The sequence below is a fragment of the Mycetocola tolaasinivorans genome (assembly GCF_003667565.1).
Lineage (GTDB): Bacteria > Actinomycetota > Actinomycetes > Actinomycetales > Microbacteriaceae > Mycetocola > Mycetocola tolaasinivorans.
The window spans coordinates 101068-127025 of sequence record NZ_RCUX01000010.1 but is presented as its reverse complement, the minus strand read 5'-3'; the positions used below and the strand labels follow the sequence as shown (position 1 = coordinate 127025).

General features: G+C 65.6%; 27 protein-coding genes and 1 pseudogene. 13 read left to right on the top strand and 15 right to left on the bottom strand.

Features of this window, described 5'->3' with window-relative positions; all coding sequences use genetic code 11:
- Positions 1-1433 (bottom strand): annotated as a pseudogene (locus D9V32_RS12950) (hypothetical protein); the annotation flags it as partial.
- 186 nt (positions 1434-1619) lie between these two features.
- On the opposite strand from D9V32_RS12950, the gene D9V32_RS12945 reads away from it, so the two are divergent.
- The 3 genes from D9V32_RS12945 to D9V32_RS12935 are packed head-to-tail and all read left to right on the top strand — an operon-like array spanning position 1620 to position 4587.
- Positions 1620-2732: a heme/hemin ABC transporter substrate-binding protein gene (locus D9V32_RS12945; RefSeq protein WP_121649335.1), complete on the top strand. Its 1113-nt coding sequence runs from the start codon at positions 1620-1622 to the stop codon at positions 2730-2732.
- Positions 2729-3799: a FecCD family ABC transporter permease gene (locus D9V32_RS12940; protein ID WP_121649334.1), complete on the top strand. Its 1071-nt coding sequence runs from the start codon at positions 2729-2731 to the stop codon at positions 3797-3799. The genes D9V32_RS12945 and D9V32_RS12940 overlap by 4 nt, the downstream gene beginning before the upstream one ends.
- Positions 3796-4587: a heme ABC transporter ATP-binding protein gene (locus D9V32_RS12935; RefSeq protein ID WP_121649333.1), complete on the top strand. Its 792-nt coding sequence runs from the start codon at positions 3796-3798 to the stop codon at positions 4585-4587. Before D9V32_RS12940 ends, D9V32_RS12935 begins: the two co-directional genes overlap by 4 nt.
- 66 nt (positions 4588-4653) lie before the next feature.
- Here the strand turns inward: D9V32_RS12935 and D9V32_RS12930 are convergent, their stop codons facing one another.
- From D9V32_RS12930 to D9V32_RS12920, 3 genes are all read right to left on the bottom strand, one after another.
- Complete coding sequence (locus tag D9V32_RS12930; protein WP_121649332.1) at positions 4654-4893, bottom strand: PLDc N-terminal domain-containing protein; 240 nt, start codon at positions 4891-4893, stop codon at positions 4654-4656.
- 71 nt (positions 4894-4964) lie between these two features.
- Complete coding sequence (locus D9V32_RS12925) at positions 4965-5762, bottom strand: SDR family NAD(P)-dependent oxidoreductase (RefSeq protein WP_245982326.1); 798 nt, start codon at positions 5760-5762, stop codon at positions 4965-4967.
- On the bottom strand, positions 5755-6138 hold the full coding sequence (locus D9V32_RS12920) for a sterol carrier family protein (protein ID WP_121649330.1): 384 nt from the start codon (positions 6136-6138) through the stop codon (positions 5755-5757). The genes D9V32_RS12925 and D9V32_RS12920 overlap by 8 nt, the downstream gene beginning before the upstream one ends.
- A gap of 17 nt (positions 6139-6155) precedes the next feature.
- Between D9V32_RS12920 and purD the strand changes: the two genes are divergently transcribed.
- From purD to D9V32_RS12905, 3 genes are all read left to right on the top strand, one after another.
- Positions 6156-7430 carry a phosphoribosylamine--glycine ligase gene (gene purD, locus D9V32_RS12915; RefSeq protein WP_121649329.1) on the top strand — a complete coding sequence of 425 codons (1275 nt, stop codon included), beginning with the start codon at positions 6156-6158 and terminating at the stop codon, positions 7428-7430.
- Between the two features lie 131 nt (positions 7431-7561).
- Complete coding sequence (locus D9V32_RS12910; protein ID WP_121649328.1) at positions 7562-8110, top strand: hypothetical protein; 549 nt, start codon at positions 7562-7564, stop codon at positions 8108-8110.
- 11 nt (positions 8111-8121) lie between these two features.
- A complete protein-coding gene (locus D9V32_RS12905; RefSeq protein ID WP_121649327.1) occupies positions 8122-8727 on the top strand; it encodes a TetR/AcrR family transcriptional regulator in 606 nt (201 codons plus the stop codon).
- Here D9V32_RS12905 and D9V32_RS12900 read toward each other — a convergent pair.
- The gene (locus D9V32_RS12900; protein ID WP_183086314.1) at positions 8724-9809 is read right to left on the bottom strand and encodes an NAD(P)/FAD-dependent oxidoreductase; all 1086 of its coding nucleotides are present in this window, start codon (positions 9807-9809) and stop codon (positions 8724-8726) included. The genes D9V32_RS12905 and D9V32_RS12900 overlap by 4 nt on opposite strands.
- 64 nt (positions 9810-9873) lie before the next feature.
- Positions 9874-10602: an SDR family NAD(P)-dependent oxidoreductase gene (locus tag D9V32_RS12895; protein ID WP_121649325.1), complete on the bottom strand. Its 729-nt coding sequence runs from the start codon at positions 10600-10602 to the stop codon at positions 9874-9876.
- A 133-nt stretch (positions 10603-10735) separates the two neighbouring features.
- Here D9V32_RS12895 and D9V32_RS12890 point away from each other — a divergent pair, with 133 nt between their 5' ends.
- From D9V32_RS12890 to D9V32_RS12865, 6 genes are all read left to right on the top strand, one after another.
- On the top strand, positions 10736-11671 hold the full coding sequence (locus tag D9V32_RS12890; RefSeq protein WP_121649324.1) for an AraC family transcriptional regulator: 936 nt from the start codon (positions 10736-10738) through the stop codon (positions 11669-11671).
- Positions 11672-11826: 155 nt separating this feature from the next.
- On the top strand, positions 11827-12477 hold the full coding sequence (locus D9V32_RS12885; protein WP_121649323.1) for a TetR/AcrR family transcriptional regulator: 651 nt from the start codon (positions 11827-11829) through the stop codon (positions 12475-12477).
- A 33-nt stretch (positions 12478-12510) separates the two neighbouring features.
- Positions 12511-14190, top strand: a complete 1680-nt coding sequence (locus D9V32_RS12880; protein WP_121649322.1) for an MDR family MFS transporter — start codon at positions 12511-12513, stop codon at positions 14188-14190.
- A 712-nt stretch (positions 14191-14902) separates the two neighbouring features.
- A complete protein-coding gene (locus D9V32_RS16505; RefSeq protein WP_245982325.1) occupies positions 14903-15427 on the top strand; it encodes a hypothetical protein in 525 nt (174 codons plus the stop codon).
- A complete protein-coding gene (locus tag D9V32_RS12870; protein ID WP_183086313.1) occupies positions 15405-15923 on the top strand; it encodes a hypothetical protein in 519 nt (172 codons plus the stop codon). Before D9V32_RS16505 ends, D9V32_RS12870 begins: the two co-directional genes overlap by 23 nt.
- Positions 15924-16090: 167 nt before the next feature.
- Complete coding sequence (locus tag D9V32_RS12865) at positions 16091-17128, top strand: aldose 1-epimerase family protein (protein WP_183086312.1); 1038 nt, start codon at positions 16091-16093, stop codon at positions 17126-17128.
- Between the two features lie 12 nt (positions 17129-17140).
- On the opposite strand, the gene D9V32_RS12860 is transcribed toward D9V32_RS12865, so the two are convergent.
- On the bottom strand, positions 17141-17590 hold the full coding sequence (locus tag D9V32_RS12860; RefSeq protein ID WP_121649319.1) for a hypothetical protein: 450 nt from the start codon (positions 17588-17590) through the stop codon (positions 17141-17143).
- Positions 17591-17871: 281 nt separating this feature from the next.
- Here D9V32_RS12860 and D9V32_RS12855 point away from each other — a divergent pair, with 281 nt between their 5' ends.
- On the top strand, positions 17872-18297 hold the full coding sequence (locus D9V32_RS12855) for a hypothetical protein (RefSeq protein WP_121649318.1): 426 nt from the start codon (positions 17872-17874) through the stop codon (positions 18295-18297).
- Here the strand turns inward: D9V32_RS12855 and D9V32_RS12850 are convergent.
- From D9V32_RS12850 to D9V32_RS12815, 8 genes are all read right to left on the bottom strand, one after another.
- On the bottom strand, positions 18294-18653 hold the full coding sequence (locus D9V32_RS12850; RefSeq protein WP_121649317.1) for a DUF4180 domain-containing protein: 360 nt from the start codon (positions 18651-18653) through the stop codon (positions 18294-18296). The genes D9V32_RS12855 and D9V32_RS12850 overlap by 4 nt on opposite strands.
- A 32-nt stretch (positions 18654-18685) precedes the next feature.
- Positions 18686-19789, bottom strand: a complete 1104-nt coding sequence (locus tag D9V32_RS12845) for a TolB family protein (RefSeq protein WP_121649316.1) — start codon at positions 19787-19789, stop codon at positions 18686-18688.
- A gap of 64 nt (positions 19790-19853) precedes the next feature.
- Positions 19854-20717, bottom strand: a complete 864-nt coding sequence (locus D9V32_RS12840; protein ID WP_183086311.1) for a 3-keto-disaccharide hydrolase — start codon at positions 20715-20717, stop codon at positions 19854-19856.
- A complete protein-coding gene (locus D9V32_RS12835; RefSeq protein ID WP_245982323.1) occupies positions 20710-21639 on the bottom strand; it encodes a TolB family protein in 930 nt (309 codons plus the stop codon). Before D9V32_RS12835 ends, D9V32_RS12840 begins: the two co-directional genes overlap by 8 nt.
- On the bottom strand, positions 21636-22826 hold the full coding sequence (locus D9V32_RS12830; RefSeq protein WP_121649314.1) for a mandelate racemase/muconate lactonizing enzyme family protein: 1191 nt from the start codon (positions 22824-22826) through the stop codon (positions 21636-21638). Before D9V32_RS12830 ends, D9V32_RS12835 begins: the two co-directional genes overlap by 4 nt.
- A complete protein-coding gene (locus tag D9V32_RS12825; RefSeq protein ID WP_220700708.1) occupies positions 22826-23671 on the bottom strand; it encodes a carbohydrate ABC transporter permease in 846 nt (281 codons plus the stop codon). Before D9V32_RS12825 ends, D9V32_RS12830 begins: the two co-directional genes overlap by 1 nt.
- Positions 23668-24516, bottom strand: coding sequence for a carbohydrate ABC transporter permease (locus tag D9V32_RS12820; RefSeq protein WP_121649312.1), 849 nt, complete (start codon positions 24514-24516; stop codon positions 23668-23670). The genes D9V32_RS12825 and D9V32_RS12820 overlap by 4 nt, the downstream gene beginning before the upstream one ends.
- A 43-nt stretch (positions 24517-24559) precedes the next feature.
- Entirely contained in the window at positions 24560-25795 is a 1236-nt protein-coding gene (locus tag D9V32_RS12815) for an ABC transporter substrate-binding protein (protein ID WP_121649311.1), read from the bottom strand.
- Positions 25796-25958: the final 163 nt, after the last annotated feature.

Sequence of the window (25958 nt, the reverse complement as noted above, 5' to 3'; positions counted from 1 at the left end):
GGCTCCACAACCACCGGCGCAAAACTCACCGGAGTAGCAGTCTCAAACCCAGAGAACTTCCCACTCGGATACGTGTAAATACCATAGTTACCCGCCAGAGCATCCGAGGCCTCATCAGCAGAAACCGTCAACTCAGCACGGAAATTACCCGCCGCATCAACCGCAACCGCAGACGCACTCGCACCCGGACTCAACGCATCCAGATCAGCAAAGTTCTCCTGATGAATAGCCCACTTCTGCTGACCATTCAAAACCTTACGAGCGCTAGTCGGCGCACCCTCAGACGCCTTCCACACATCCGCGAACTTACCGAACGTCACATACGCACCAGCAAACTTGCCCGCCAGCGGCGGACGCGCACCCGTGGTCGAGTTCGCAGGATCAGTCGTGTTCGGCACAAAACCAGTACCCGTCACAACAATCGTCTCACCCGAACGGTTCAACCCCGTCGTCTTCGACACCGTCACCTTCGGAACAACCGGCTCCACAACCACCGGCGCAAAACTCACCGGAGTAGCAGTCTCAAACCCAGAGAACTTCCCACTCGGATACGTGTAAATACCATAGTTACCCGCCAGAGCATCCGAGGCCTCATCAGCAGAAACCGTCAACTCAGCACGGAAATTACCCGCCGCATCAACCGCAACCGCAGACGCACTCGCACCCGGACTCAACGCATCCAGATCAGCAAAGTTCTCCTGATGAATAGCCCACTTCTGCTGACCATTCAAAACCTTACGAGCGCTAGTCGGCGCACCCTCAGACGCCTTCCACACATCCGCGAACTTACCGAACGTCACATACGCACCAGCAAACTTGCCCGCCAGCGGCGGACGCGCACCCGTGGTCGAGTTCGCAGGATCAGTCGTGTTCGGCACAAAACCAGTACCCGTCACAACAATCGTCTCACCCGAACGGTTCAACCCCGTCGTCTTCGACACCGTCACCTTCGGAACAACGGGAGCCGGCTGCTGCACGGCAACCGGAGTGAAGGTGTCCATGGTTCGGTCTGTTCCGGACAGAGCGTGAGCGGCGGAGGTCGCCACCTGGTAGGTCTTTGCCGAGTTGAGCGTGCCCGCAGGAACGGCAATGGTGGTGGTGAATGATCCGTTCGAGATCTGTCGCGGCTGCACCCAGCCCTGCGTGATCCAGCCCTCACCGGGGAGCGCGCTTCCGCCGCTCCAGCTCGAGGTCTCACCGAAGAGTACGTACACTCCGTTGGCCGCACCCGGCCCCTCAAACCCCGTACCCTTCACGGTCACGGTGTTCGCAACCGCCGGGTCGAGCGGCACGGTCGAGGTGATCGTTACCGACGGGGCGGAAGCAGCAAAGGCGGGAACGCTGCCGGCGAACAGGCCTCCGGCGACGAGCGCCAGGGCCAGGATCGGGGCAAGCCAGACCCGCAGCCGCGAGGACAGGGCTGAGAGATACACGGGGACTCCAGTGGTGGGGTGAGGGATTTCTATCCGCAGCGGCTCAACGTGAAGTACCACTCGAGGCGCAGATAGGTTAGCCTAAGTAAGGCAAGGCTATGATCGAGTAAATCTCGTTGGGATGGCACTTGTCAAGCTGAGGCTAGCCTTACCTCGTTAATTCCCCCACGTAGAGCGAGAATCCTGATGTCACCCCGCGGAAACCGTGTGCGCGCCGCCGCACTCCTCACCCTGTGCACGCTGCTCCTTGCCGGTTGCAGCGCCACCGCCACCACCGGCAATGAAGGCGACTGCCCCACCACCCCGCTGAGTGAACTGAAGCTCGACACCCCCGCCAACCAGATCACCGGGGTGTCGGCCGCGTGCCTCTCCAACCCCGCGATCGAGCCGATCGCCACCGACCCGAAGCCCGTATTGCCCGTCACCGTGACCGACGACGCCGGCACCGAGGTCACCGTAAAGGACGCCTCGCGCATCCTCGCCATCGACATCTCCGGCACCCTCGCCGCCACCGTCTGGGGCCTCGGCCTCGGCAAGAACCTCATTGGGCGCGACGCCGCCACCAAGTTCCCCGGCACCGAAAAGCTTCCATTGGCCACCGGATCGAGCCACACCCTCAACGCCGAGGCGATCCTCGCCATGGCCCCCACCGTGATCCTCACCGACGGCAGCCTCGGCCCCAAGGCCGTCCGCGAACAGCTCGCCGACTCCGGCATCCCCGTGGTCAAGATCACCCAGGACCGCACAATCGCCAACACCGGCGACATCGTGCGCGAGGTTTCCACAGCCCTCGGCGTCGCAGACACCGGCACCAAGCTGACCGAACGCATTGACGCCGAGCTCAAGACCAGCCTCGCCGACATCCAGAAGATCGTGCCCGCCGACGAAACCAAGCGTCCCCGCGTCATCTTCCTCTACGCCCGCGGCGGTGCCGGAATCTACTACCTCTTCGGTGAGGGCTCGGGTGCCGACTCCCTGATCGACGCCATCGGCGGCGTCGACGTGGCCAAGGAAATCGGCTGGAACGGCATGAAGCCGATGACCGCCGAGGCCCTGATGAACGCCAAGCCCGACGTCCTGCTCATGATGACCGACGGCCTGAAGTCCGTGAACGGCGTGGACGGTCTGCTCGAGCAGATCCCCGCCCTCGCCTCGACCCCCGCGGGCGAACACCGCCGAGTGGTCACCATGGACGACACCGAGATCCTCGGCTTCGGCCCGCGCACCCCGGCCGTGGTCGAGTCCCTCGCCCGCGCCCTGTACACCGCGCCGGAACCCAGCGCCACCCCCGCTAAATGAGCGGCGTCACCGCCCTCAGCCGCACCGCCCGCCATCGGCTCACCGGGCGGCGTTTGGCGCTGATTGGTGGGCTCACCATCGCCCTGATCGTGGCCATTCTGGTGTCGCTCGGCGTGGGCCAGTTTCCCATCGCGCCGCACGAGGTGTGGAACCTGATCCTCGCCAAGTTCGGGGTGGATGTTCCCCCCGCGGCCCCCGGCGCCGAGGCCGCGCTGTGGACGGTGCGCCTCCCCCGGCTCCTCCTCGGCGTGCTTGTCGGTGCCGCACTGGCGGGCTCGGGTCTGCTCCTCCAGGCCATCTTTGGAAACCCTCTGGCCGATGCCGGCGTGATCGGAATCTCCTCGGGCGCGGCCCTCGGCGCGGCCCTCGCCATCGTCACCGGCATCGCAACCTTCGGCAACTGGACCGTCCCGGCCCTCGCATTCGTGGGCGGCCTCATCAGCGTGATCGCGGTATACCTCGTCTCACGCTCGGGCGGAAAAACCGAGATCGTGACGTTGATCCTCACGGGAATCGCAATCAACGCGATCTGCGCGGCCGGCCTCGGATTCCTCACCTTCCTCGGAAACACCTCCTCGCGCGAACAGATCGTGTTCTGGCAGCTGGGAAGCCTCAACGGAGCCCTGTGGAAACAGGTCACCACGGTGTTCCCCATTGTCCTTCTCGGCCTGATTGCCGCCTACGTCATTGCCCCCAAACTCGACCTCTTCGCCCTCGGTGAGAAGAGCGCTCGGCACCTCGGCGTCAACGTCGAGGCGCTGCGCATCACGGTCATCATGCTCGTGGCAGTCCTCGTCTCGGTCGCCGTGGCGTTTACCGGCATCATCGGATTCGTGGGTCTCGTGATGCCGCACCTCATGCGCATGATCATCGGCCCCGCGCATCGCCCTCTCCTCCTGGCTTCGGTGCTCGGTGGAGCGCTCCTCGTGGTCCTCGCCGATCTCTTTGCCCGCACCGCCATTCCCAACGCTGACCTTCCGATCGGCATGGTCACCTCCCTCGTGGGCGGACCGTTCTTCTTCTGGCTGTTGATCCGCACCCGCAAGTCACAGGGAGGGTGGGCATGACCGCCGCCACGCAGCACCATCCCCACGCAAACCTGGTTGCCGAGGGTGTCTCGCTCTCCTTTTCCGGGAAGCCCGTCCTTCGCGACGTGTCCCTCGCGGTAGTACCGGGAGAACTCCACGCACTGATCGGCCCGAACGGTGCCGGCAAGTCGACCCTCCTGGCGATGCTCTCCGGCGATCGCACCCCCGAGTCCGGCACCGTCGCCCTCGCCGGCAAGAGCCTGCGCGAGTGGCGGTTCAAGGATCTGGCCCGCGAGCGCGCGGTACTGACCCAGGACAATACGGTCAGCTTCCCCTTCACCGCGGCCCAGATCGTCGAAATGGGACGCGCACCCTGGCAGCGCACCCCCGCCGAGAACGAGGACGATCAGGCCATCGCCGAGGCTGTGGCCCAGACCGACGTGCAGCACCTGCTGGAGCGCACGATCCCGCACCTCTCCGGCGGAGAGCGTGCCCGCGTGGCGCTCGCCCGGGTTCTCGCCCAGCGCGCCCCCATCCTGCTGCTCGACGAGCCCACCGCGGCCCTGGATCTTCGCCACCAGGAGGACGTCCTGCGCATCGCGCGCGATCGCGCCCGCGCCGGCGATGCCGTCGTGGTGGTGCTGCACGACCTCAACCTCGCAGCCGCCTACGCCGACCGCATCACCCTGCTGGCTCGCGGAGAAATCTCTGCCTCCGGGGCACCGAGCGACGTACTCACCGCCGAGCGCGTACACGAGGTCTATGGCCAGGAGGTCGAAATCATCGAGCGTCCCGGCCGCCCGCCGCTGATCGTGCCGCTGCGCTAGCCTCCTCGGTCATACACAAAACGGCGGTCTCCCCGGAGGAGGCCGCCGCTTTGTGCGGTGCAAAAACTACTTGGCGTCTACCTGGCGCAGACCCGAACGACCCGAAACGAACCAGGCAAGAGCGCCCAGGATCGGCAGGAAGATGATGGCCAGAGCCCAGATGCCGCGTACGCCATCGACGGGGCCACCGCTGCGCGGGGTGCGGGCCAGCGAGACCAGCGCGGAGATCGCGAGCACAATGATGGCAATGGTCACGCCACTCCACAGGATGTCGTATCCGGCGGGCAGCATGGGGTTCTCGCTCATGTCATCTCCTTCGTCATATTCTGCCAGGCTAACAGCTCGACCCGAACGCCCGCTGCCCCGCATTCCGGGGGCTACGCGCCCCCGGAGAGACGGATCGTGGTGCCCGCGGTGTAGCTCGCATCCGGGGTCAGGAGCCAGGCGATGGCCGCGGCAATCTCGTCGGGGTCGGCCGGGCGACCCAGCGGGATGCGCGCGGCGGCCTTCAGCGCACGATCCGGCGAGCCGGCATCGGCATGGATGTCTGTGAGGGTGGTCCCCGGGGCAACACCAACCACTCGGATACCCTGTGGCGCTACCTCGGCCGCGAGGCCCTGGGTCAGCGCATCCACGCCGGCCTTTGCCGCCGCATAGTGCACGTAGGTGTTGGGCGAACCGTTGCGGGCGGCGGTGGAGGACACGTTCACGAGCACACCGGGCGTGCCCGCGGTCAGAAACTCCTGCACCGCACGCTGCGCCACGAACACCGCCGAGGTGAGGTTGATCTCCAGCACCGCGCGCACGATCTCGCGCGGGGTGTTCGCGAGCGGGCCGATGTGCAGCGTGGCACCGGCGTTACTCACCACGTTGTCCAGGTGGCCGAAGTGCTCAAGTACGGCGTCAAACAGCGCGTCAATACCGGCTTCGGTTGAGATATCCGCGGATACCAGGAACACCTCGGCACCGGAGTCTCGCAGCTCGGCGGCCAGCACATCGGCGGCCGCGGTGTTGCTGCGATATCCGAGGGCCAGGCGGTGTCCGGCTGCGGCCAGGCGACGGGCGGTGGCAGCCCCAATTCCGCGGGTACCACCGGTGATCAGCGTGACCGGAGCGGCCTTCGGGTTGTGATCGGTGCCGTCGACGCTCGGGCGCAGGATCGGCGGATTACTCACCGGGGGCCTCCGCAAACCGGCCGCGCAGCAGCGGCAGCAGGCCACCGATGTCCGCACGCTGGCCGGAGGCATACACCTTGCCAGCCTGCACCGCGTCATCCCAGTCGAGGGTTCCGCGAGCCAGATCCAGCCACACCTCCGCGGTCATCTCGACCACGTTCGGCGGGGTACCGCGGGTGTGCCGCGGGCCCTCGATGCACTGGGTTGCCCCGAACGGCGGCACCCGCACCTCCACGGTGTTTCCCGGTGCCCGCTCGGCAAGCAGTTGAAGGGTGTAGCGCACCGCCATCGCTTTCTGATCGCGGGCGGGGGCGTCGCCGCGGGTTGCAAGAACCGCTGCGAGTCCATCGGAATCGGGTATCTGTGCACGTGCCATACCCCTAGGCTAGTACCGTGAAGATCCTCGTTCTCGGCTCCGGTGCACGTGAGCACGCCATCATCCTGTCCCTGCTCGGCGAAGACGCCGGCCACGAAATCGTGGCCGCACCCGGAAACGCCGGCATCGCCGCACGCGTGCCCGTGGTTGCCGTGGACGCCAACGACCCCGCCGCCGTCACCGCACTCGCACAGGTTGAGGCCGCCGATCTCGTGATCGTGGGCCCCGAGGCCCCGCTGGTCGCCGGTGTGGGCGATGCCCTGCGCGCCGCCGGTTTCCCGGTCTTCGGCCCGGATCGCGCGGCCGCCGCCCTCGAGGGTTCCAAGAACTTCGCCAAGCGCATCATGTCCGAGGCGGGTGTGCCCACCGGACGTGCATTCCGCGCCAGCACCATCGAGGAGGTTGTGGCCGCGCTCGATGAGCTCGGAGCGCCCCACGTGGTGAAGGCCGACGGCCTGGCCGCCGGCAAGGGTGTGCTCGTCACCTCCGACCGCGAGGCCGCCATTGCGCACGCACGCCAGTACCTCGACGCCGGTAGCATCCTGATCGAGGAGTTCCTCGACGGCGAAGAGGTCTCCCTGTTCTTCCTGAGCGACGGCCAGAACGTACTCCCCCTCTCCCCCGCTCAGGACTTCAAGCGCCTCCTTGATGGCGACGCAGGCCCCAACACCGGCGGTATGGGTGCCTACTCACCGCTGCCGTGGCTGAACGAAAACTTTGGTTCCGAGCGCGCATTCGTGGACGAGGTACTCGACACCGTTGCCGCCCCGGTCATCCGCCAGCTCGCTGCCGAGGGCACCCCCTTCGTGGGTCTGCTCTACGCCGGTCTGATCCTGGTGGACGGTGGCCGCACCGTCAAGGTCATCGAGTTCAACGCCCGCTTTGGCGACCCGGAGACCCAGATCGTGCTGCCGCGTCTCACCTCCAACCTCTCCGAACTGCTCTACGCCGCCGCCACCGGCACCCTGGCCGAGCAGCCCCGCCCCGAGTTCTCCGACCACGCCGCGGTCACCGTGGTGCTCGCGAGCGAGGGCTACCCCGAGGCACCGATCACCGGTCGCGTCCTCACCGGCCTCGCCCACGCCGAAAACGTCCCCGGGGTACACCTCACCCACGCCGCCACCGCGGTGCAGGGCGACGCCCTCTTCGCCACCGGCGGCCGCGTGCTCAACGTCGTGGGCCTGGGCACCGACTTCACCGCCGCTCGCGCCGCCGCCTATACGGCACTCGACAAGATCGGCCTCGAGGGCGGCCAGTACCGCACCGACATCGCCACCCGCGTCGCGAACTAGCACGCCCCGCATCACTCACGGACCGGTCGCCCCTGGCGGCCGGTCCGTTTTGCGTGCGATGCCGGCAACATGCCGTTGCCCAAATGCACTCTTTTGAGTACACTCGTGCTAACAAAATGGATGGGGACGGCATGCTGGTGATTGCGATTGTGATCTGCGAGGTCGCCTTCTGGGTGGCGATCCTCGCCGGGCTCACCGCCCGCTACCTCCTCCGGCGGCCGCGCCTCGGTGCCGTCCTCCTCCTGCTCGCACCGGTGATTGATGCCGTCCTGCTCGCGCTGGTCCTCGTTGACCTCCTCGGCGGGGGCACCGCGTCCTGGCAGCACGGACTCGCGGCGATCTACATCGGGGCCTCCATCGCCTATGGCGGGCGCATGGTCTCCTGGGCCGACGTCCGTTTCAAACAGCGTTTTGCGGGTGGCCCGGCACCGGAAAAGGTCTACGGCTCGCGCTACACCCTAAAGTGCTGGCGAGATGTGGTGCGCACCACGCTCGCGGTGGCCATCGCCGCCGCAATTCTCGGGGGAATCATTCTGCTGGTGAATGACCCGGAGCGAACCGACGCACTCTCGGGATTCTTCCGCATCCTGGGCATCGTCTTTGTGGTAGACCTACTCTGGGCGGTGAGCTACACGATCTGGCCGAAAAAGCCCGCCGCCGCAGACTCGGTCACCGCCTAATCGGAGAACCCTTGCCTCGAAGAATCGACACCGCGGAACGCACCGACACCATCGCGACCGCCGCGCTTCGCGTCCTTGAACGTGACGGTCTCGCTGGCCTCTCCGTACGCGGGGTAGCCGCGGAGGCCGAAATTGCCGCTGCCTCACTCCGGCGAGCCTTTCCCACCCAGCATGCGCTGCGCGAGTACTGCTTCGAGGTGATCGAGGAGCGGGCGACCGTCCGGATACGTGGCCTTGACCTCTCCGGCCGAGCACTCGCGGAGGGGATCCTCGCGCAGCTACTCCCGCTGGACGCCGAACGGCGCACGGAACTCGTCGCGCAGGTTCAGCTCGGAATTCTCGCCCTGACCGACGAGGCCCTGCGTCCGGCCGCGATTCGACTGGGCGACGGGGTGGAACGAGCGTGCCGCGCTGCCCTCACCGTCCTCGATGCGGCGAGGCTTTTTGGCACGCACCGCGATCTCGACTACGAGACCCAGCGTCTGCGGGCTCTCCTGGATGGCATCGCAATGCACGGGCTGTGGAATGGCGAACCCGAGTCTTCGGCGCTGATGCTCACCACCCTGGCGCGCCACCTCGACGAGCTTTCACGCCCTGAGGGATCGGAGCGCAGCTAATCGCTGAAGCGGGTGGGACGGAACGTCTCCAACGCCTCATGTCGGCGACCGGTCAGGCTTTCCTCGGCGGCGAGGGTACCAATCCCCGCGGCGAGCGCGATGCCCGCGTGCGCGGCGGTCACGTACAGTCCGGAAACGGAGGCGTAGCCGATGATCGGGCGGCCATCGGAGGGAATGGGGCGCTGCCCGACCCGGATCTCGTCGAGGAGAATGCCGTCGGCACCCACGATCTCCTGGCGAATCACCTCCAGCGCGCGCTGAGCAACCGCCTCGGGGCCGTTTTCTGCGGAGTTATCGATGTAGTCCTCGGCGGCGAGGAGCACGGTGTCACTCGGCTGGCGAAGCTCAAACTCGGGGCCGGACACGATGCCGTGCACGAGTCGTCCGGGAGTCCGGAAGCGCAGCAGAATACAGGGCGAAGAATTTACCGGGACGCGCACTCCCACCCCGTGTGCGAGTTCGGTGGTGCCGGTTCCCGCGGCGAGTACCACGGTATCCACCGCGATGCTGCCCGAGGAGGTGCGCAGCCCGGTGACCTGGCCGTGCTCGGTGAGGATCTCCTCCACCCGGGTTTCCGGGACGAACTCCGCGCCGTTGGCGAGGGCACCGCTGATGAGCGCTCGGGTGAGCGCAACGGGATCGACGCTGCCATCCGTCTCGGCGAGGACGGCGCTGTCTGGCGGGGTGCGCAGGCCCGGCTCGCGCGTACCGACTTCCTCGCGCGAGGCGATCCGCACCACCGCATGCAGGGCGGGATCGATCGTGAGCTGGGCATCAGGTTTTCCCCGCGCTTCGGACCAGGACAGCGCGCCCGCGCGGTTCAGTGCAACGGGAAGTGCGAGCTCTGCGGCGAGACGGTCCAGCTCGTTCGAGGCGATGCGGCGCAGTGCCGCCTGCGCCATATCGGCGGCGGAGGCGGCGAGGCCCACCCAGGCGAAGGCGTCTCGGGTGGCTCCGCCCGCGATCTGACCGGCATCCAGAATGAGCACCCGCGCCCCGGCTCGGGAGAGCTCATACGCGGTGGCCGCGCCGATCACCCCGGCACCCACCACCGCAATGCGCTGCCCATCCCTGCCACTCATGATTCGAGCGTAGCAGTGGCGCTCCCCCGACCGGCGGGCCGGGGGAACACGGCAGCTGGCGGCGCTACTCTCCGGTGCGCAGGAAGAGCGGCTCGAGGCTCCACGGGTCCGCCGCGTACAGGGTGGCGAGGGAGGATGACGCATCATCCGGATAGATATCGCGCTCCCCGGCGATCACACCGGCGATGATGCGCTCGGCCACGCTCGCCGGGGAGGCCTTGTCCATGTCAACCCCGCTGAGCATCTCGGTATCGATCTGAGCGGGGTACGCCACCGAAACCTGCACTCCGCTGCCCAGCAGCTCGGCACGCAGGGCCTGACCGTACTGGTGCGCGGCGGCCTTCGAGATGCTGTAACCCACCATGATGCCGGCGGGGGCGAAGGCAACGATTGATGCGACGTTCACGATCGCCGCGGGCGCGTTGGCGATCAGGTGCGGAGTGAAGGCGCGGGAGGTGTTGAGCACGCCGAACAGGTTGGTTTCGAGGTCGAGACGGTAGTCTTCCACCGCACCATCGAGTGCGCCTCCAAAGTTGAGGGTGCCGGCGTTGTTGATCAGGATGGTGGCGTCTGCGGCGATCTCGGCCGCGGCGGCCACGCTCTCGGGGTCGGTGACGTCGAGCGTGACCAGCTGCACCCGCTCATCGGATGCCCAGTCGGCGCTCACCCGGGAAATGTCGCGCGCCCCGGCATAGACCTTGGCCGCGCCCTCGGCGAGCAGCCGGGTCACGAGGTGGGTGCCGAGGCCGCGGCCGGCACCGGTCACGAAGGCGATGGAGTTGTTGATCTGCATAATGTCCTCAATTCACTGTGTGTTCCTCGACTCTAGAATTCACTGCTGATCCGGAGAATGCTTGTTTTACTCGATTACCTATCCGTTCGTCTCATTCCACGAACTCGGATGATGAAACACGTACGCTGAGGTCATGACCGTACTCGAGGACGTTCTCTCCCTGGCCGGAGTGCGCGGCAGCCTGACCACCCCGATTAGCGCGGGCAACCGCTGGGGCTTTGCGCTGGATGCCGTGCCCGAGGCCGCGTTCCACGCGATCACCGAGGGCGTCGCCTATCTCTCGGTGCCCGGCCACGAGACGATTCAGATGCTCCCGGGCGATGTGGTGCTCCTCCCCCACGGGTCCGCACACGAGTTCGCGAGTGATCGCGAAACCACACCGGTCCATTTTGACCGCTACTCGCACGTGCGCTCCCGCGAACCGGGTGAGGTACTCGAGGCCGGTGCCGCCCCGCGCTCCACCAACGTGCTGTGCGCGTTCTACGTTCACAACCTCACCACGAGCACCGCGCTGTTCGATCTCCTCCCCGAGATCATCTACATTCCCGCGCGGCCCGAGGGCGGCAGCATCGTGGAACTCACAAGACTCCTCGCCCGCGAGGTATCACAGCCCGGAATGGCGAGCACCACGGTTATTGATCGCCTCATCGACGTTCTCCTCATTCACATCCTGCGGGAGTGGACCGCAACCACCGAGTTCACCGAGGCCTCATGGCTGCGCGGCCTCACCGATCCCACGGTGGCGGCCGCCCTCAACGCCATCCATGACGATCCGGCCCGCGACTGGGGCCTCGACGATCTCGCCGAGGTCGCCCACGTCTCACGGGCCACGCTCAGTCGGCGCTTCAGCACCCTGGTGGGGCAGTCCCCCGGGGCGTACCTGGTGTCCTGGCGCATGGATCTCGCCGCCCGAAGCCTGCGCGAAACCGATGACCGCATCGCCGCCATCGCGCACCGGGTGGGATACACCTCGGAGTTCGCCTTCTCCCGCGCGTTCTCCCGCGCCTTCGACATCGCCCCGCGCGCCTATCGCGAGGGGTACAGACTGGCGTCCCCGCCCGCGCAGTAGAGAGTGTCAGAAACCTCACAGGAAGATCCATTGGCCCGGAAATACGGGGCAATCGGGGTGCTCGTGGTCACACCGCGGCGAGCGCGCGCCACGCTGGATTGCGCAAAGCGTGCAGTCTCTGCATAATTAACTCCTCTGCACAAAGAAGGTTAGTTATGTTTTTCCCATCCGCCGGTGTTCCGGAGTCCGAACTCGGTCTGCGCGAGCGCAAGCGATTGGCCACCGAGCGCACCATTGAACGGGCGGCGCTCGACCTCGCTCAGGAACACGGGTACGAGGGCGTCACGGTCGAGATGATCTGCGAGTCCGCCATGGTCTCCCCGCGCACGTTCTTCAACTACTTCGGCTCAAAGGAGGGCGTGTTCCTCGGAAACACCCCGCCTCGTCCCACCCCGGAGATGATCGACTGGTTTGTCAACGAGCGCCCCAGCACGACGCTCCTCGACCTGGTTGAACTCTTCCGCTGGATGATGAGCACCCGGAACCGGACCGATCCCGAAACCATGCGTGAGCGTCGGGCCCTGATTCACTCCACCCCCGACCTCGCGGTACGGGAGTTTGCCCGTATGGCCGAGGCCGAAACCGAGCTCACGGCGCTGCTGCAGAGGCGCCGAGACGCGGCGGGCATCGAGGGATCCGACGTGTTCCCGGACGAACCCCGCGTGGTGGTATTGCTCGCCTTCGCGATCATGCATCCCGCCATGCACCGCTGGCTCGAAAACCCCGACGATGCCTCGCAGGAAACGCTCATCGCCGACTCGCTCTCCATGATCCGTCGGATCATCGACGAGCCCACACACTCCTAAAAATCCCCCAGACAAGAAACAGAAACGCACCCCATGTCAACTCCCACAGCGACCGCCACACCATCGCGGCGCAGCATCCTCCTCGTCTTCGCGGGGCTCATGGTCACCATGCTGCTCTCCTCGCTCGACCAAACCATCTTCTCTACCGCTCTGCCCACCATCGTGGGCGAGCTCGATGGCGTGGACCACATGCTCTGGGTCACCACCGCATACATCCTCGCGTCGACCATCATGCTGCCGGTATACGGCAAGCTCGGCGACCTGATCGGCCGTAAGGGCCTGTTCATCGGTGCCATCGCGCTGTTCATCGCAGGTTCCATCGTCGGTGGCCTCGCGCCCGACATGACCTGGCTCATCACCGGTCGCGCCATCCAGGGCCTCGGTGGTGGTGGACTGATGATCCTCTCCCAGGCGATCATCGCCGACGTGGTGCCCGCCCGCGAGCGTGGCCGCTACATGGGAATCATGGGTGGCGTCTTCGCACTGAGCTCGGTTGCCGGGCCACTACTGGGTGGCTGGTTCACCGAGAGCATCGGCTGGCGCTGGGCATTCTGGATGAACATCCCGCTGGGTATCCTCGCGATTGCCTCGGCCGTGGTCTTCCTGCGCCTGCCCAAGCACACCGGCGCGCGCCCTCAGCTCGATGTCGCGGGCATGCTGTTCATCGCCCTGGCCTCGACCTGCCTCGTCCTGGTGACCACCTGGGGTGGCACCACCTATGACTGGGATTCCCCCATCATCATCAGCCTCATCATCGGCGCCATCGTGACCGCCGTGGCCTTCGTAATGGTCGAGCGTCGCGCCGCCGAGCCGATCATGCCGCTGCACCTGTTCCGCGACCGCAACTTCAACCTCTCCACCGGTGCCGGTCTGATCATTGGTATCGCCATGTTTGGTGCGATGGCCTACCTGCCGACCTACCTGCAGATGGTGACCGGTGCCGACGCCACCCAGGCCGGCTTCCTCATGATCCCGATGATGGCCGCGCTGCTGGTCTCCTCAATCGGTTCGGGTCAGATCGTCAGCCGCACGGGTAAGTACAAGCTGTTCCCGATCATCGGTACCGCGCTGGTTGCCGTTTCACTGGTCCTGCTGTCCACCATGACCGCGGGTATGCCCGTCTGGATCATCTGCGCCTACCTCGCCATCATGGGCCTGGGCCTGGGCCTGAACATGCAGATCCTGGTGCTGATCGTCCAGAACTCGTTCCCCCTGGCTCAGGTGGGTACCGCGACCGCCGCGAACAACTACTTCCGTCAGATCGGCGCCTCGATCGGTTCCGCCGTCGTGGGTAGCCTGTTTGTTGCCCGCCTGCGCGACCTGTTCGCCGAGCGGATGCCGCAGCAGCCCGGTGGCGGGAGCGCCGGCGGCGACAGCAACTCGCTGACCCCCGCCGTGGTCAAAGCCCTCCCCAAGGAGGTGCGCGACATCATCATCGGCGCCTACAACGACGCGCTGACCCCGGTATTCCTGTATATGGTGCCGCTGGTGATCCTCGGTATCGTCCTGCTGCTCTTCATCAAGGAGAAGCCGCTGGCCACCTCGCTGGATCGCGCCGCCAAGACCGCCGAGCCGCCGACCACCACCGGATCAATCTCGGTGGACTCGGTGACCGCCGCCGCCGGTGCCGTGGTGGGTGCCGAGACCGGCTCGATCCCCGTGGTCACCGCGGAGAAGTCCGCCGGTTCCGGAGCATCGGGCACCGGGCGCTAACTCAATAACCGCGAAGCCCCGGGCCGATCGTTTATCGATCGGCCCGGGGTTTTGTCGTTATCCCGGTATTCGCCCGATTGCCAGCGCCCAAGATTCAGGAATATCTAACATTCCGTCGCGCGCGGAAACAACGTATTATCCGAATATGCCTGGTTTGATTGAGCGCTCGATTGTTCCTCCCACGGAGGCAGACATTGTCGCGGGTGGAATCGGACGGGTCCGTGACCGCCTACCCTCAGGCTGGCGTCTTACCGAGTTCGCACCGCCCGTGGGTTTGCCTCCCATTGACGCCGCGTACACGCTTCGCTCCCCCGATGGCAACGAAGCGCGAATCATCGTGCAGGCAAAACGGCTGGTCGAGGTGCGCGATGTTCCTCGAATCAGAGAGCAATTCGATGTGCTCCGTGCCCTCGAGCCGGCCGTGGTCCCCGTGATCTCGGCACGGTACCTGGCGAAGTCCACGCGTGAGCGCCTAGCTTTGGCCGGATTGTCCTATATGGATGCCACGGGAAACCTTTATTTGAGCGCGGATTTACCCGCGCTATTTGTTGCGGACAGGGGCGCGGACAGCGACCCCTGGCGCGGACCGGGCCGGCCTCGAGGCACGCTGAAGGGCGAACCAGCGGCCAAGGTGGTGAGGGCACTCGTTGATGCTCCGGGTCCTTGGAAAATCAGTGACCTGGTGCGATTCTCGGAGTCGTCAACAGGGTCGGTGTACCGGGTCCTCGAGTTCCTCGAGGCCGAGGCGTTGACGTTCCGAGAGGGCGGTCTCATCGCCGTCCCCGACTGGTCTGCGCTGCTACGTCGGTGGAGCGAAGACTACGGCTTCCTCGACACCAACACGGTCACCCGATGGATCGCACCGCGCGGGCTCGATTCGCTCCTCGACCGGATCCGCACGGGCCGCACCCTCAACTACGCGATGACCGGCTCGGTGGCCGCGGCCACCTGGGAACCGTATGCGCCGGTTCGCTCCGCCATGATCTACGCCTCGGATATCGAGGCCACGGCCTCGGCCTGGGGGTTACGCCCCACGGATACCGGAGCCAACGTTCTCCTCGTGCGTCCGGCCTATGAGGCGTTGCTCAGGCACACGCGCGAGCGTTCTGATGGACTAAGGATTGCGGCACCAACACAGGTTGCCGCCGACCTCATGACCGGACCAGGGCGCGCCCCCGCGGAGGCTGACGCACTCGTGGAATGGATGCAGCGAAATGAGCACATCTGGCGTAAATGACGGAGACCTGCTCGTACGCGCGCGCTCGGTGCTCCTGGATGCTCTCGACGCGCTCCAAATGCACGCCGACGCGGTTATCGTGATCGGTGCGCAGGCGATCTACCTGCGCACCGGCGGAATCGACGTCGCACTCGCGGAGGCCACAAAAGACAGTGACGTCGCTCTGGATCCCCGAAATCTCGCCAGAGTCCCGCAGTTGGAAGCAGCCATGAAGGGCGCCGGGTTTTTCCCTTCGGCGACCGAACAACCCGGGTCCTGGGTGAATCGTGAGGGCATCCCCGTCGATCTGATGGTTCCCGAAGCTCTGGCAGGTCCGGGGCGTCGGGGCGCACGCGTCCCACCCCACCATGTGCGGGCGACCCGGAGTGCACGCAGGCTAGAGGCCGCGCTCGTCGACTGCGAAGATATTGATGTTGCGGCGCTCGACCCGCACGATCGTCGGGTGAGACGGGCGAGGGTTACCGGCGCCGCCGCCCTCCTCGATACCCTCGAGTGACACGCGTCTTTACACCGCCAACTTACTTACACACAGGTCGGCGCCAAAACACACCGTCGATCATCTTTGGTGTTCCTCTCCCGATATCGGATGGAATGCGACAGGATGGTGGTGATCCATTCGGCCGCGACCCCGCGGCATCCACGCGAACACGGGAGTTCAGCGACGTGACCCTTTCCTCGTACTACGGCGTCTCGGCCGATCAGGTTCATCGGTATGCGGGGCGCGAGGCTCAGCTCGCCCGCGTCGAGTCGCTTGTAGAAACGAACGGCCCCGGCGCGGGATCACGCCGCCTGCACCTCGATACCGGTGGCGGCCTCGCGGTCGACCTCCACCCCGATCGGGCACTGGACCTCGGCCGCGTTACCTTCGCCGGCGTTCCCGTGGCGTGGCTTTCCCCGACCGGAATTCCTGGCGGGGCACACCAAGATTCGGCGGATGCCGGATTCCTGAAGACCTTCGGTGGCGGGCTGCTCGCCACCTGCGGCATGGACACCTTCGGGCCGCCCAGCACCGATGAGGGGCGCGAATACGGCACCCATGGGCGATTTGGCGCGCTGCCCGCGACCATCGAGACGGTGCGGATCCGGCGCGGCAAGATTCGCGTGGTGGGAACCATCCGTCAGGCCACGGTGTTTGGGGAAAACATCGAGGTACGCCGCACCATTTCGGCGCGCGTGGGCGGGCACACGCTGCGGGTGACCGATGAGGTGACCAACCGTGGCGATGCCGACCAGGCGCACATGGTTCTGTATCACGCGAACTTCGGCTGGCCGCTGCTCAGCCCGGAGAGCACGCTGGAGATTGCCGCCGATGAGCGCATCGGCATCGATGAGTACGCCCGTGCGGAGATGGCCGAGTGGGGCCGGTTCCACGAACCCACCGCCGGGATCGCCGAGCGGGTGTACCGTCACGATCCGCCCGCGACCGAGGCGGGCTCCTGGAGCCGAGCGCGCCTCACGAACCCCACGCTGGGGATCAGCGCCGAGGTGCGCTTCGATCGCGCGACCCTCGGCCACCTCTACGAGTGGAAGATGCTCGGCGAGGGCACCTACGTACTCGGCCTGGAACCCTCCAACTGCCCCACCATCACCGGCCGAGCGGCCGCCCGAGCGGCGGGAACGCTGCCGGTTCTCGCCCCCGGCGAGACGGTACGGCACCGCGTCGAGTTCGCGTTTGCCCGGCTGGGGTCGGAGGCGGCATAGCGGGTCTCGCCGCTAGCTGCCGAAGAAGTGGGGCGTCATATCGACGTTCTCGATCCCCACCGATATGACCATCCGGAGTATGACGGTCGCGATGGCCACGACCAGCAGCAGCCCCGCGATGACGTTGGCCAGCCAGGTTAGTCGCCGATTGGCACCCGGTGCGCGCAGGTGCACGATTGAGGCCACCAGCGTGATGAGTGCGAGCAGCAGAGCCACGAGTGTGGAGATCAGTATCATCGCGATGCTCGCGCAGGCGGCGACCACAGCCCAGAGCGCGAAGCGGTCGGACGCGGGCGGCCCATCAATCACGACTGCCACGGGCGCGGGGGTCGCTGTGGCGGCGATGTCTGCCGGGGCACCGAGGTCCGCGAGGACCCGGCGTACGGTCTCCGTCGAGGCGTCCTCGGCGAGGGCCTCATCCAGGTGGCCGCGAGAGCAGCGGATACAGCGTGCCCGCCGCACCAAACAGAGCGCGGTGTGGGGCGAGCCGCTGCGCGAGCGTTAACCCGATGCGACACGAAATAGTGCACTAGGCCACACGCATGTGCGCAGGGAAAACAGCGCGGATACCCTGCAACCAGGCCTCTCGGGCCACATACGCGGGGTGGGCGAATGGGAAAGTTTCAGATAGACCCGGATGAGCTTCGGCAGGCATCCGCTGAGATACGAGCGGCACGTCGCTGCGCGGTCGGGGCATGATGCCGGGACGAACACACGTCGTCACCGCCAACGGCGATACTCACATGTACCTCATCGATTCGTTTCGGTCCTACCGCGACCAGATCCGCCACGGGCTCTCGATTCTTGACGGGACCAAATACTGGTCCTACTCACTGTGGAAAGCTCCGGAAGGAGTCGACTTCGATGACATCGACTTCTTCCGCCCCGAACCCCGATACATGCAGAGCGCGGGCATCGGCACCGCACTCGTCATCGAAGTCCGGTACGTCGAGGCCGATGGCGAGCACCGCCAGTACTGCGTCGGGCACCCGGGAACCGACTACACGGGTGAACCCTCGGTACCCATTTTCACTGAAATCACGGCGTACCCCGGCGAGGTGTTCGATGCCGACGAAGCGGCAGACATCTACTACCAGTATTTCCTCACCGGACGAGTGCCCGAACCCTACCTGCTTCGCAGGCTCGACCTCTCAGCCGCCACCGACTAGGCGCGAAGGCGCTCCCGCAGTGCGTCGAGACTCGGCTCAAACCACACCTGGGTGCCGCGGTTCGACTCCCAGACGAAGTCGTGCAGCGGCGCGCTCGCAGAGACCTCGGCGGTGATGTCGCCGATGATCGCAACCGGGGTGCGATAGTTCACGAGCTTCTGCAGAAACTCCCCGGCTACCCCGGAGGCGAGGCGGAAAAACTCGGGGTCAAGGCGTTCTCGCGGGATCGCGACCAGGGTGACGGACTGCCCCCACAGCGAACCGATGAGCTCGGCCATGCCATCCGGCGTGGTCACATACTCTCCGATTTCGGGCAGCACCATCACGCGATGCTCGGCGATCTCCTCAAGTCTCATGCATCCAGGCTAACGCCGGCACCGCCGCGAAACTAGCCGATCGGGTACGCCACGTAGGCGAAGCGGGTGGAATCCGGTGCCCAGCCGTTGACGTTCGTGGTGCCCTGCCCGCCATACAGTCGCACGAGCGTGCGGGGCTCGGCGGCATCCGGGGTACCGAGACGCAGCTCGACGTCGAGGTTTTCCGGGTGGCCGAGCGTGCCCGCGGGATAGGAGAGCCACAGCAGATGCGCGCCGTCCGGCGAGGGGTGCGGGAACCAATTCACGCGCTCATCATCGGTCAACCGGGTAGCCACGGGCAGGCCGTGCTCGGTACCCGAACCATCGGCGAGGGTCGCCACCGTCTCGGGCGAGCGCTCCCCGTACAGGGCGGGCGGGGCGCAGTCCTCGATGTGCTCGGCCGCGGTGCGGAACGGGAAGGCCGACTCCCCCAGGATCTCGACGATCGAGAGCGGCGAGGTGGGGTCCTTCACCTCACCCAGCGTGGCCTGAATATCCGTCGCACCGATGCGGTGCAGCTGCGCGTGACCGGGCGCGGAACCCTCGGGCTCAGCGTTGAAGTACAGCGCGCCATCCGGCCCAAACTCGGCACCGTCCTCGGGACGGGCGGCCGAGCTCAGCGGAATCAGGGCGCCATCGGCGATGCGGACGATCGCGACGCGGAACCGTGCAAAGTCCGGGGTGTTCGGGCCGTGCGGGAAACTCAAGCCCACGATCGAGAGCAGCGTGCCGTCGGCGCTGATGCCGTGCAGGTAGTGCTTCACCAGGCCGTCGTTCTCGCGGGTAATCCGCGCGGGCACACCACCCGAAATCGGGAGCGAATAGAGGTGGCCATCCTTCGCCGTGACGTAGACCGTGCGGCCATCCGGAGACAACACATGATCGTTGTTGAGATCGCCGCGGCCGCCGGTGTCAATGGGCTCGGGGGCGCCACCGCTCAGCGGCACCCGGACGAGCCCGCCCTCGTAGTTGAGCACCAGATACTCGCCATTGGGATGCCAGTTGGGAGCCTCGAGGAGCTCGGTCTCCGAGGCATAAACGAGGGTGTCCTCGCCCGTGGTCACATCGTAAACGCGCACCTCGGTGCGCTGGCCGGGCAGCAGTGTGCGCCAGATCGGGGTGGGAGAGTGTGCCATGAGACCTCCAGGGTGTGTGCCCTCCAGTGTGCCGCACAATCCATGCGACACACCGGAAGCACACCTACAGTTCGGTGATCCTCGGGTTCCGCCAGCGCACCACCGCGTCGGCGCCCCAGCGATCCACACCCATGCGCGCATCGTGATCGTGCACCTCGAGCGCGATGTGTCCGCGCTCACCCAGGAGTTTGGCCACGGCCTCACGGTCATAGTGCGGGTGCTCGAGGGTCCCGGTGTCCAGCCGGGCGATCCGTACCCCGTTGATCCAGGTGGTGATCACCGGATAGGTGCCCTCGCAGCGGATGCTCACGCGGTTCCATCCCGACGGGTTCCAGGCGGCCAGAAACTCCGAAACCGTAGCCGTCTCCGCGAGAAGAGCGGGCTTATCCGCCGTCATCGGTTCGAGGGTGGTGGCCGGATCCTCCGCGATCAGACGAACCGTATCACCGTCCCGCTCGGCATCCAACGTGAACGCGATCGCGTGAAAACTGCCGATGCCGTTCCCAAAAAATCCGCCAATATTGCCGGACTTCCGGTGATCCAGCAGGATCTGAAAACCGCGGGTCCCGTCGGGGGTCGCCCGCACCAGAATGCCGGTGTCCGCGGGCCAGTCCGGCCACACATCGATCTCAAACTCGAAATCGTCATACGCCGCGTCGGAGACCAGGTATCCGCCCAGCCCGCTGCCCGGCGGCTCCTGCGAGGACGTAATGACATCGCCCTCCCGAGACCAGCGCGCGGTGTTCAGCGCTGCACGCTGGAAAGCTTCGGAGTCGCGATCAGGCTCCTCAGCACCGGGCCAGCGGGGCACCGGGACCCGGGCGGTCCGGTGCCAGCCGGCGAGACCATCGGGCCCCGCTGCTGCGGCCGGCCGCAGCAGCGGCGTCGGCAGGGCGACGGGAGCAGATTCTCCGCGAGTATCAGGCATCTTCCGACCCGGCCACCGGATAGGCGACATAGGCAAAGCGCGTGGAGTCCGGTGCCCAGCTGTTGACGTTGATCGTGCCCTGTCCTCCAAACAGCCGCACCACCGTCCGCGCGTGCTCGAGATCGGGGGTCGCGATGCGCAGCTCCACCGGCAGGTTGGCGGGATGACCGGCGGTCCCGGCCGGGTAGCTGAGATAGACCAGCCGCAGGCCGTCGGGCGAAACGTGAGGGAACCAGTTCACCCGCTCATCATCGGTGAGCTGCTCGATCGTGCCACCGCTGCGGTCCATCCGGAACAGCTGGGCGTGCCCGGCTACCACGGATGCCCGCTCGGAGTTGAAGTAGATCAGCTCACCGCTCGGGTGATACTCGGCACCATCGTGCGGGGCGTCCAGGGCACTCAGCGCGCGCACCTCACCGGTCGAAACCTGCGCGGTATAGATGTTGTAACGCACCTCGCCGGAGAGCTCGGCCGCGCCGATAAACGCGAGCTCGGCACCATCCGGGCTGATGCCGTGCAGGTAGCGCATGAGAATGCCATCCTCGGGATCGGTCACCCGGCGCGGGGTACCGCCCTCGATGGCTACCTCGTAGATGTGGCCATCCTGGGAGGACGCGTAGATCCACGCACCATCGGCCGAGAGCACGTGATCGTTATTGCTGTCGTCGAGTTCCCCGGTGGCGATCAGTTCGGGCTCACCGCCATCCGTGCTCACGCGATAGAGCAACCCGTCGCGGTTAATCACGAGCCAGTGGCCATCGACGCTCCAGTTGGGTGCCTCGATCACCGCGGAGGTGGTCTCATACACCAGCACATCCGAGCCGGTGGTCACATCATAGATCCGCAGCTCCGAACGCTGCCCGGGCAGCAGGTCTCGCCAGGGAGACTCCTCGGTGGTGGGAGCGGAGGGAGAAACTGTCACTGAAAGAAATCCTTGTCTTCGGGACGCAGGTAGGCCGCGGCAGCCTCCCGGTCAAAGTCGATGCCGAGGCCCGGCGCATCCGGCACATCGATAAATCCGTCACGCACGATCTGGCTGGGCAGCCCGGTCACGATGTCGTACCACCAGGGGTGCTCGGCCACCGGATACTCAAACGCGATGAAGTTCGGCGGCAGGGTCGCGCACACCTGAACGAGCGCGGCCAGACCAATCAGCCCATCCAGGACCCCGTGCGGGGCGATCTGAATACCGTGCAGATCAGCGTACTCCGCCACCCACTTGAGTTCGGCGAGACCGCCCACATCCGCGGGATCCGGACCGATCACGCGCACCGCCTGGCTCTCGATCAGCTCACGGAACCCCTGACGCAGATAGATCTGCTCGCCGGTGTGCGTGGGGGTCGTGGTAGCGCGAGTGATCTCGCGGTACTGATCCACGTCCACCCACGGTACGTAGTCGCCGCTCAACAGGTCCTCGCCCCAGAGAATGTTGTACGGCTCGATTGCGCGCATGACGCGGATCGAATCCGACACCGTCCACCCCGGGCCCATATCCAGCGCGAGACCAACCTCATCGCCGAGCACCTCCTTCATGGCCGCGACCGTGCGCACCACGTGGGTGAGCCCCTTCTCCGTGAGCGGGCCGCTGTTGGGATGGCGCGGTGCCATCCGCGACTCACCCAGCATGAAGTCCGGTGTGTTCTGGCTCATGAAGCCGTGGTAACCCACACCCTCCTTGATGATGGTGAACCCCTCGGGAGCCGCCTTCATCTCGGCCATGGCCTCGGCATAGTGCTCGGGCTCGTGTCCACGCAGCGTCGGGCGAATGCCGCCGTTGTAGACGCGGACGCGGTCGCGCACCTTGCCGCCCAGCAGCTTATACACGGGAATGCCATACGCCTTCCCCGTGAGGTCGTACAGAGCCATCTCGATCGCCGAGACCGCACTACCCCAGGGCTTGAAGGCCCCCAGTCGGCGAATGCGCGACATGCAGCGCTCAATATCGGTGGGGTCTAGCCCGATGAGTTCCTGACGGTACATCGGGATGACCTGGGTCATGAACGGCTTGGAGTGCTCGATCTGGCCAAAGCCATCCACACCCTCGTCGGTCACGATTCGGATGATCGGGCTGTTACCGATCAGCGCACACTTCACATCGATGATTTTCATTAGCCCTTTACCGCCCCACTGGTCAGTCCCGCCACGAAGTAACGCTGGAGGCACAGGAAGATGATCACGACCGGCACGGTCAGCACCACGGCCGCGGCCATTGTGGCACCCCAGTCCACGGTGAACTCACCGGCGAACTCGGTCAACGAGATGGGGCCGGTACGCGAGCTCGGCGACTGGGTAATGACCGAGGCAAACACAAACTCGTGCCAGGACTGCAGGAACGCAAACATCGCGGCCGCGGCGAGCCCGGGCATCGCCACCGGGAGCGTGATCTTCAGGACCGCGCCCAGACGGGTGGAACCGTCGATCATCGCGGCCTCCTCCAGCTCGATCGGAACCGAGGCGAACTGGTTGCGCACCATCCAGGTCACCAGCGGAACGGTGATCACGAGGTGGGTGATGGCCAGACCGCCGATGGTGTCGATCAGCCCCATCGCGTTGATCGCGATGAAGAACGGCAGCAGGAGCACGGTGATCGGGATGAACTGCCCCATCAGAATAAAGAGGCTGAGCGCCCGCGAACCGCGATAGCGGAAACGGGCCAGCGCATAGCCCGCGCTGAGTGAGAGCACCATCGTAATGGCGGTGGCGAGCACACCCACCAGCACCGAGTTCAGCAGTGCCTGCGGCACGGTGGAATCGGTGAGGACGTTCACGAAGTTGTCGATCGTCCAGTTCTGCGGCAGCAGGGTGTTCGGCTTCGCGAACACCTCGTTACCGGGCTTGAACGAGGTGAACACCATGACCGCGATCGGGAACATCGTCCAGATCACCAGCAGGGCCAGACCGACCCAGCTGAGCGTCCCCCAGGTGAGGGTGCGCGTGGTTCTTGTCATTTTCATGCGGCCGACTCCTCCAGCTCGTTACGCATCGACCGAATATAGACGGTGGCGAAGATCGCGCTCAGCACCAGCTGAAGCAGCGCGATCACGGCCACCATGGACTCGTCACCGGTCTGGAATGCCTGATACAGCAGCACCGGAAGGATCGTGCTGGATCCGGCCGGCCCACCCTTGGTAGCCACAAAGATGATGGTGAACGCGTTGAGCGCCCAGGTCACGAGTGTCAGTGCCGACAGTGCGGTGGTGGCCGACACCGCGGGCAGGGTGATGTAGCGCAGCAGGTTGAAACCGTTGGCCCCATCCAGACGTGCGGCCTCATAGCGCTCGGCAGGAATTCCCGTCAGCGCGGCCGAAACCAGCAGGATCACGAACGGTGCCGTAGACCAGATCTGCACGATCACGAGGGCAAAGAGCACCAGGTTGGGATCCGAGAGCCACTCGATCGGCGAGGAGATGACGCCCATATTCAGGAGCACCTGGTTAATCTGGCCGTAGTCTCGGGAGAAGTTCCACTTCCAGATGGTGGCGCCCACCACCCCGGGAATGATCCAGGGGATCAGGAACAGGCTGCGCCACAGCCCGACGCCGCGGAGGTACTTCGACTGCAGGATCATCGCGCCGAAGTACCCCAGGACGAGGGCTCCCACCACCGAGAGAACGGTCCACAGTGCGGTGTTCACCATCACCTGGCTGAAGCCGGGTGAGGTGAACAGCCGCCCGAATGCCTCGTTGCCGCTGAGGGCACGCTGCAGAACCGAGACCACGGGGATGATTGTCATCGCGGCCATGAGTAGCACCGCGGGTAGGGTCAGGTAGAACCCGACTTTTCTATTTCTTTTGAGCATGGGGGAGTCCTCGTCGAGCGATCACGCGGGCCGGGGGAAGGGCCTACTTGCCCTTCAGTGCGGCGTCCGCCGCCTGCTGGATGGTTTTTGCGGCCTCTTCGGAGGTCGACTGTCCGATCGCGACCGCCTGGATCTGTGCGAACAGGGTCGGGGCAAGCTTGCCCCAGCTCGGGTCGTACGGCGCGGGGATCGAGTGGTCCGACAGCTGGGCGGCAAACGGTGCCGCCAGGTCGGTGTGGAAGCGGTCATCCTGCGCAGCGCTGGTGCGTGCGGGGAAGGTCAGGGTGAGCTTGTTCATCGCCTCAGGGGTGGTGAGGTAGCTGACGAGCTTCTCGGCAGCCGAGACGTTCTTCGATGCCTTCGGGACGAGGTACACCCAGCCATTGGCCGCGGTCTTGGACGGGCCGTCGAAGCCCGGGGCCAGCGCGGTACCGACGTTCATCTTGTTCTTCTGCAGCTCAACGAGGTCGTAAACACCGCCGAGGTACATGCCGATCTGACCGTTGATAAACAGCTGACGCACGGCGGTCGAGTCGGCCTCGAGCGAGCTCTTGGACGCCCAGCCGTCGCGGACCGAGGCACCAATGATGTCGAGGGCTGCCTTGCTGGAACTCTCGGTGAGGTGGGCGGCACCGTCAACGTTGGTCGCCGGGTCCTTCGGGGCCGAGGCGGCGAGGCCGAAGAAACGCAGGATGGTGCTGTCGCTGTTTCCCAGCTGCCAGCCGATTCCGGTGGTGTCACCGGTGGAGAGCTTCTCGGCGTCGGCCTTCAGCTCGTCAAGGGTCGTGGGAGGCTCGGTGATACCGGCCTTCTCGAAGAGGTCCTTGTTGTAGAACAGGCCCAGGTTGTCCCAGCGGTAGGGCACCGCGAATGCCTTGTCACCGGTCGAAACATCCGCCAGGGTGCCCGGCAGGAAGTCTGACTTCGGCATCGCATCGGTGTAGAGCTTGTCGAGGTTGGTGAGCTGGTCCTTGGCGATGTACTGCTGGGTGCGCGAGGCCAGTTCGGTGATGACATCCGGGGTGGTGCCGGAGTTCAGCGCAACGCTGACCTTGTTGGCGAGGGTGTCAGCGGTGGTCTCCACCAGCTTGACCTTGATTTCCGGGTTGGCCTTGGTGAAGTCGGCAACCAGCTCCTTGGCAGCCGGCGCATCCCAGTTCGGGACCCACCAGGTGACGGAGTTGCCATCAGCCGATCCGCCGGATGTCGAGCATCCGGTCAGCAGGGCCGCGGCGGTAAGGGCGGCGACGCCCAGGCTCGCGAGACGACGAGTGTTCATGTTTTTTCTCCTTTGAAACCACAACGGACCCCACTTAAGGAAACCGGTTTCGAAAGACTAACACACAAGTATTCAGTGTCAAAACAGAGAAAACATGAAGATTTAGTAAATCGGTTTCGAGCCGCGTTTCACGGGGTGAAAGCGCTCGTCTCCGCGCGGCGGA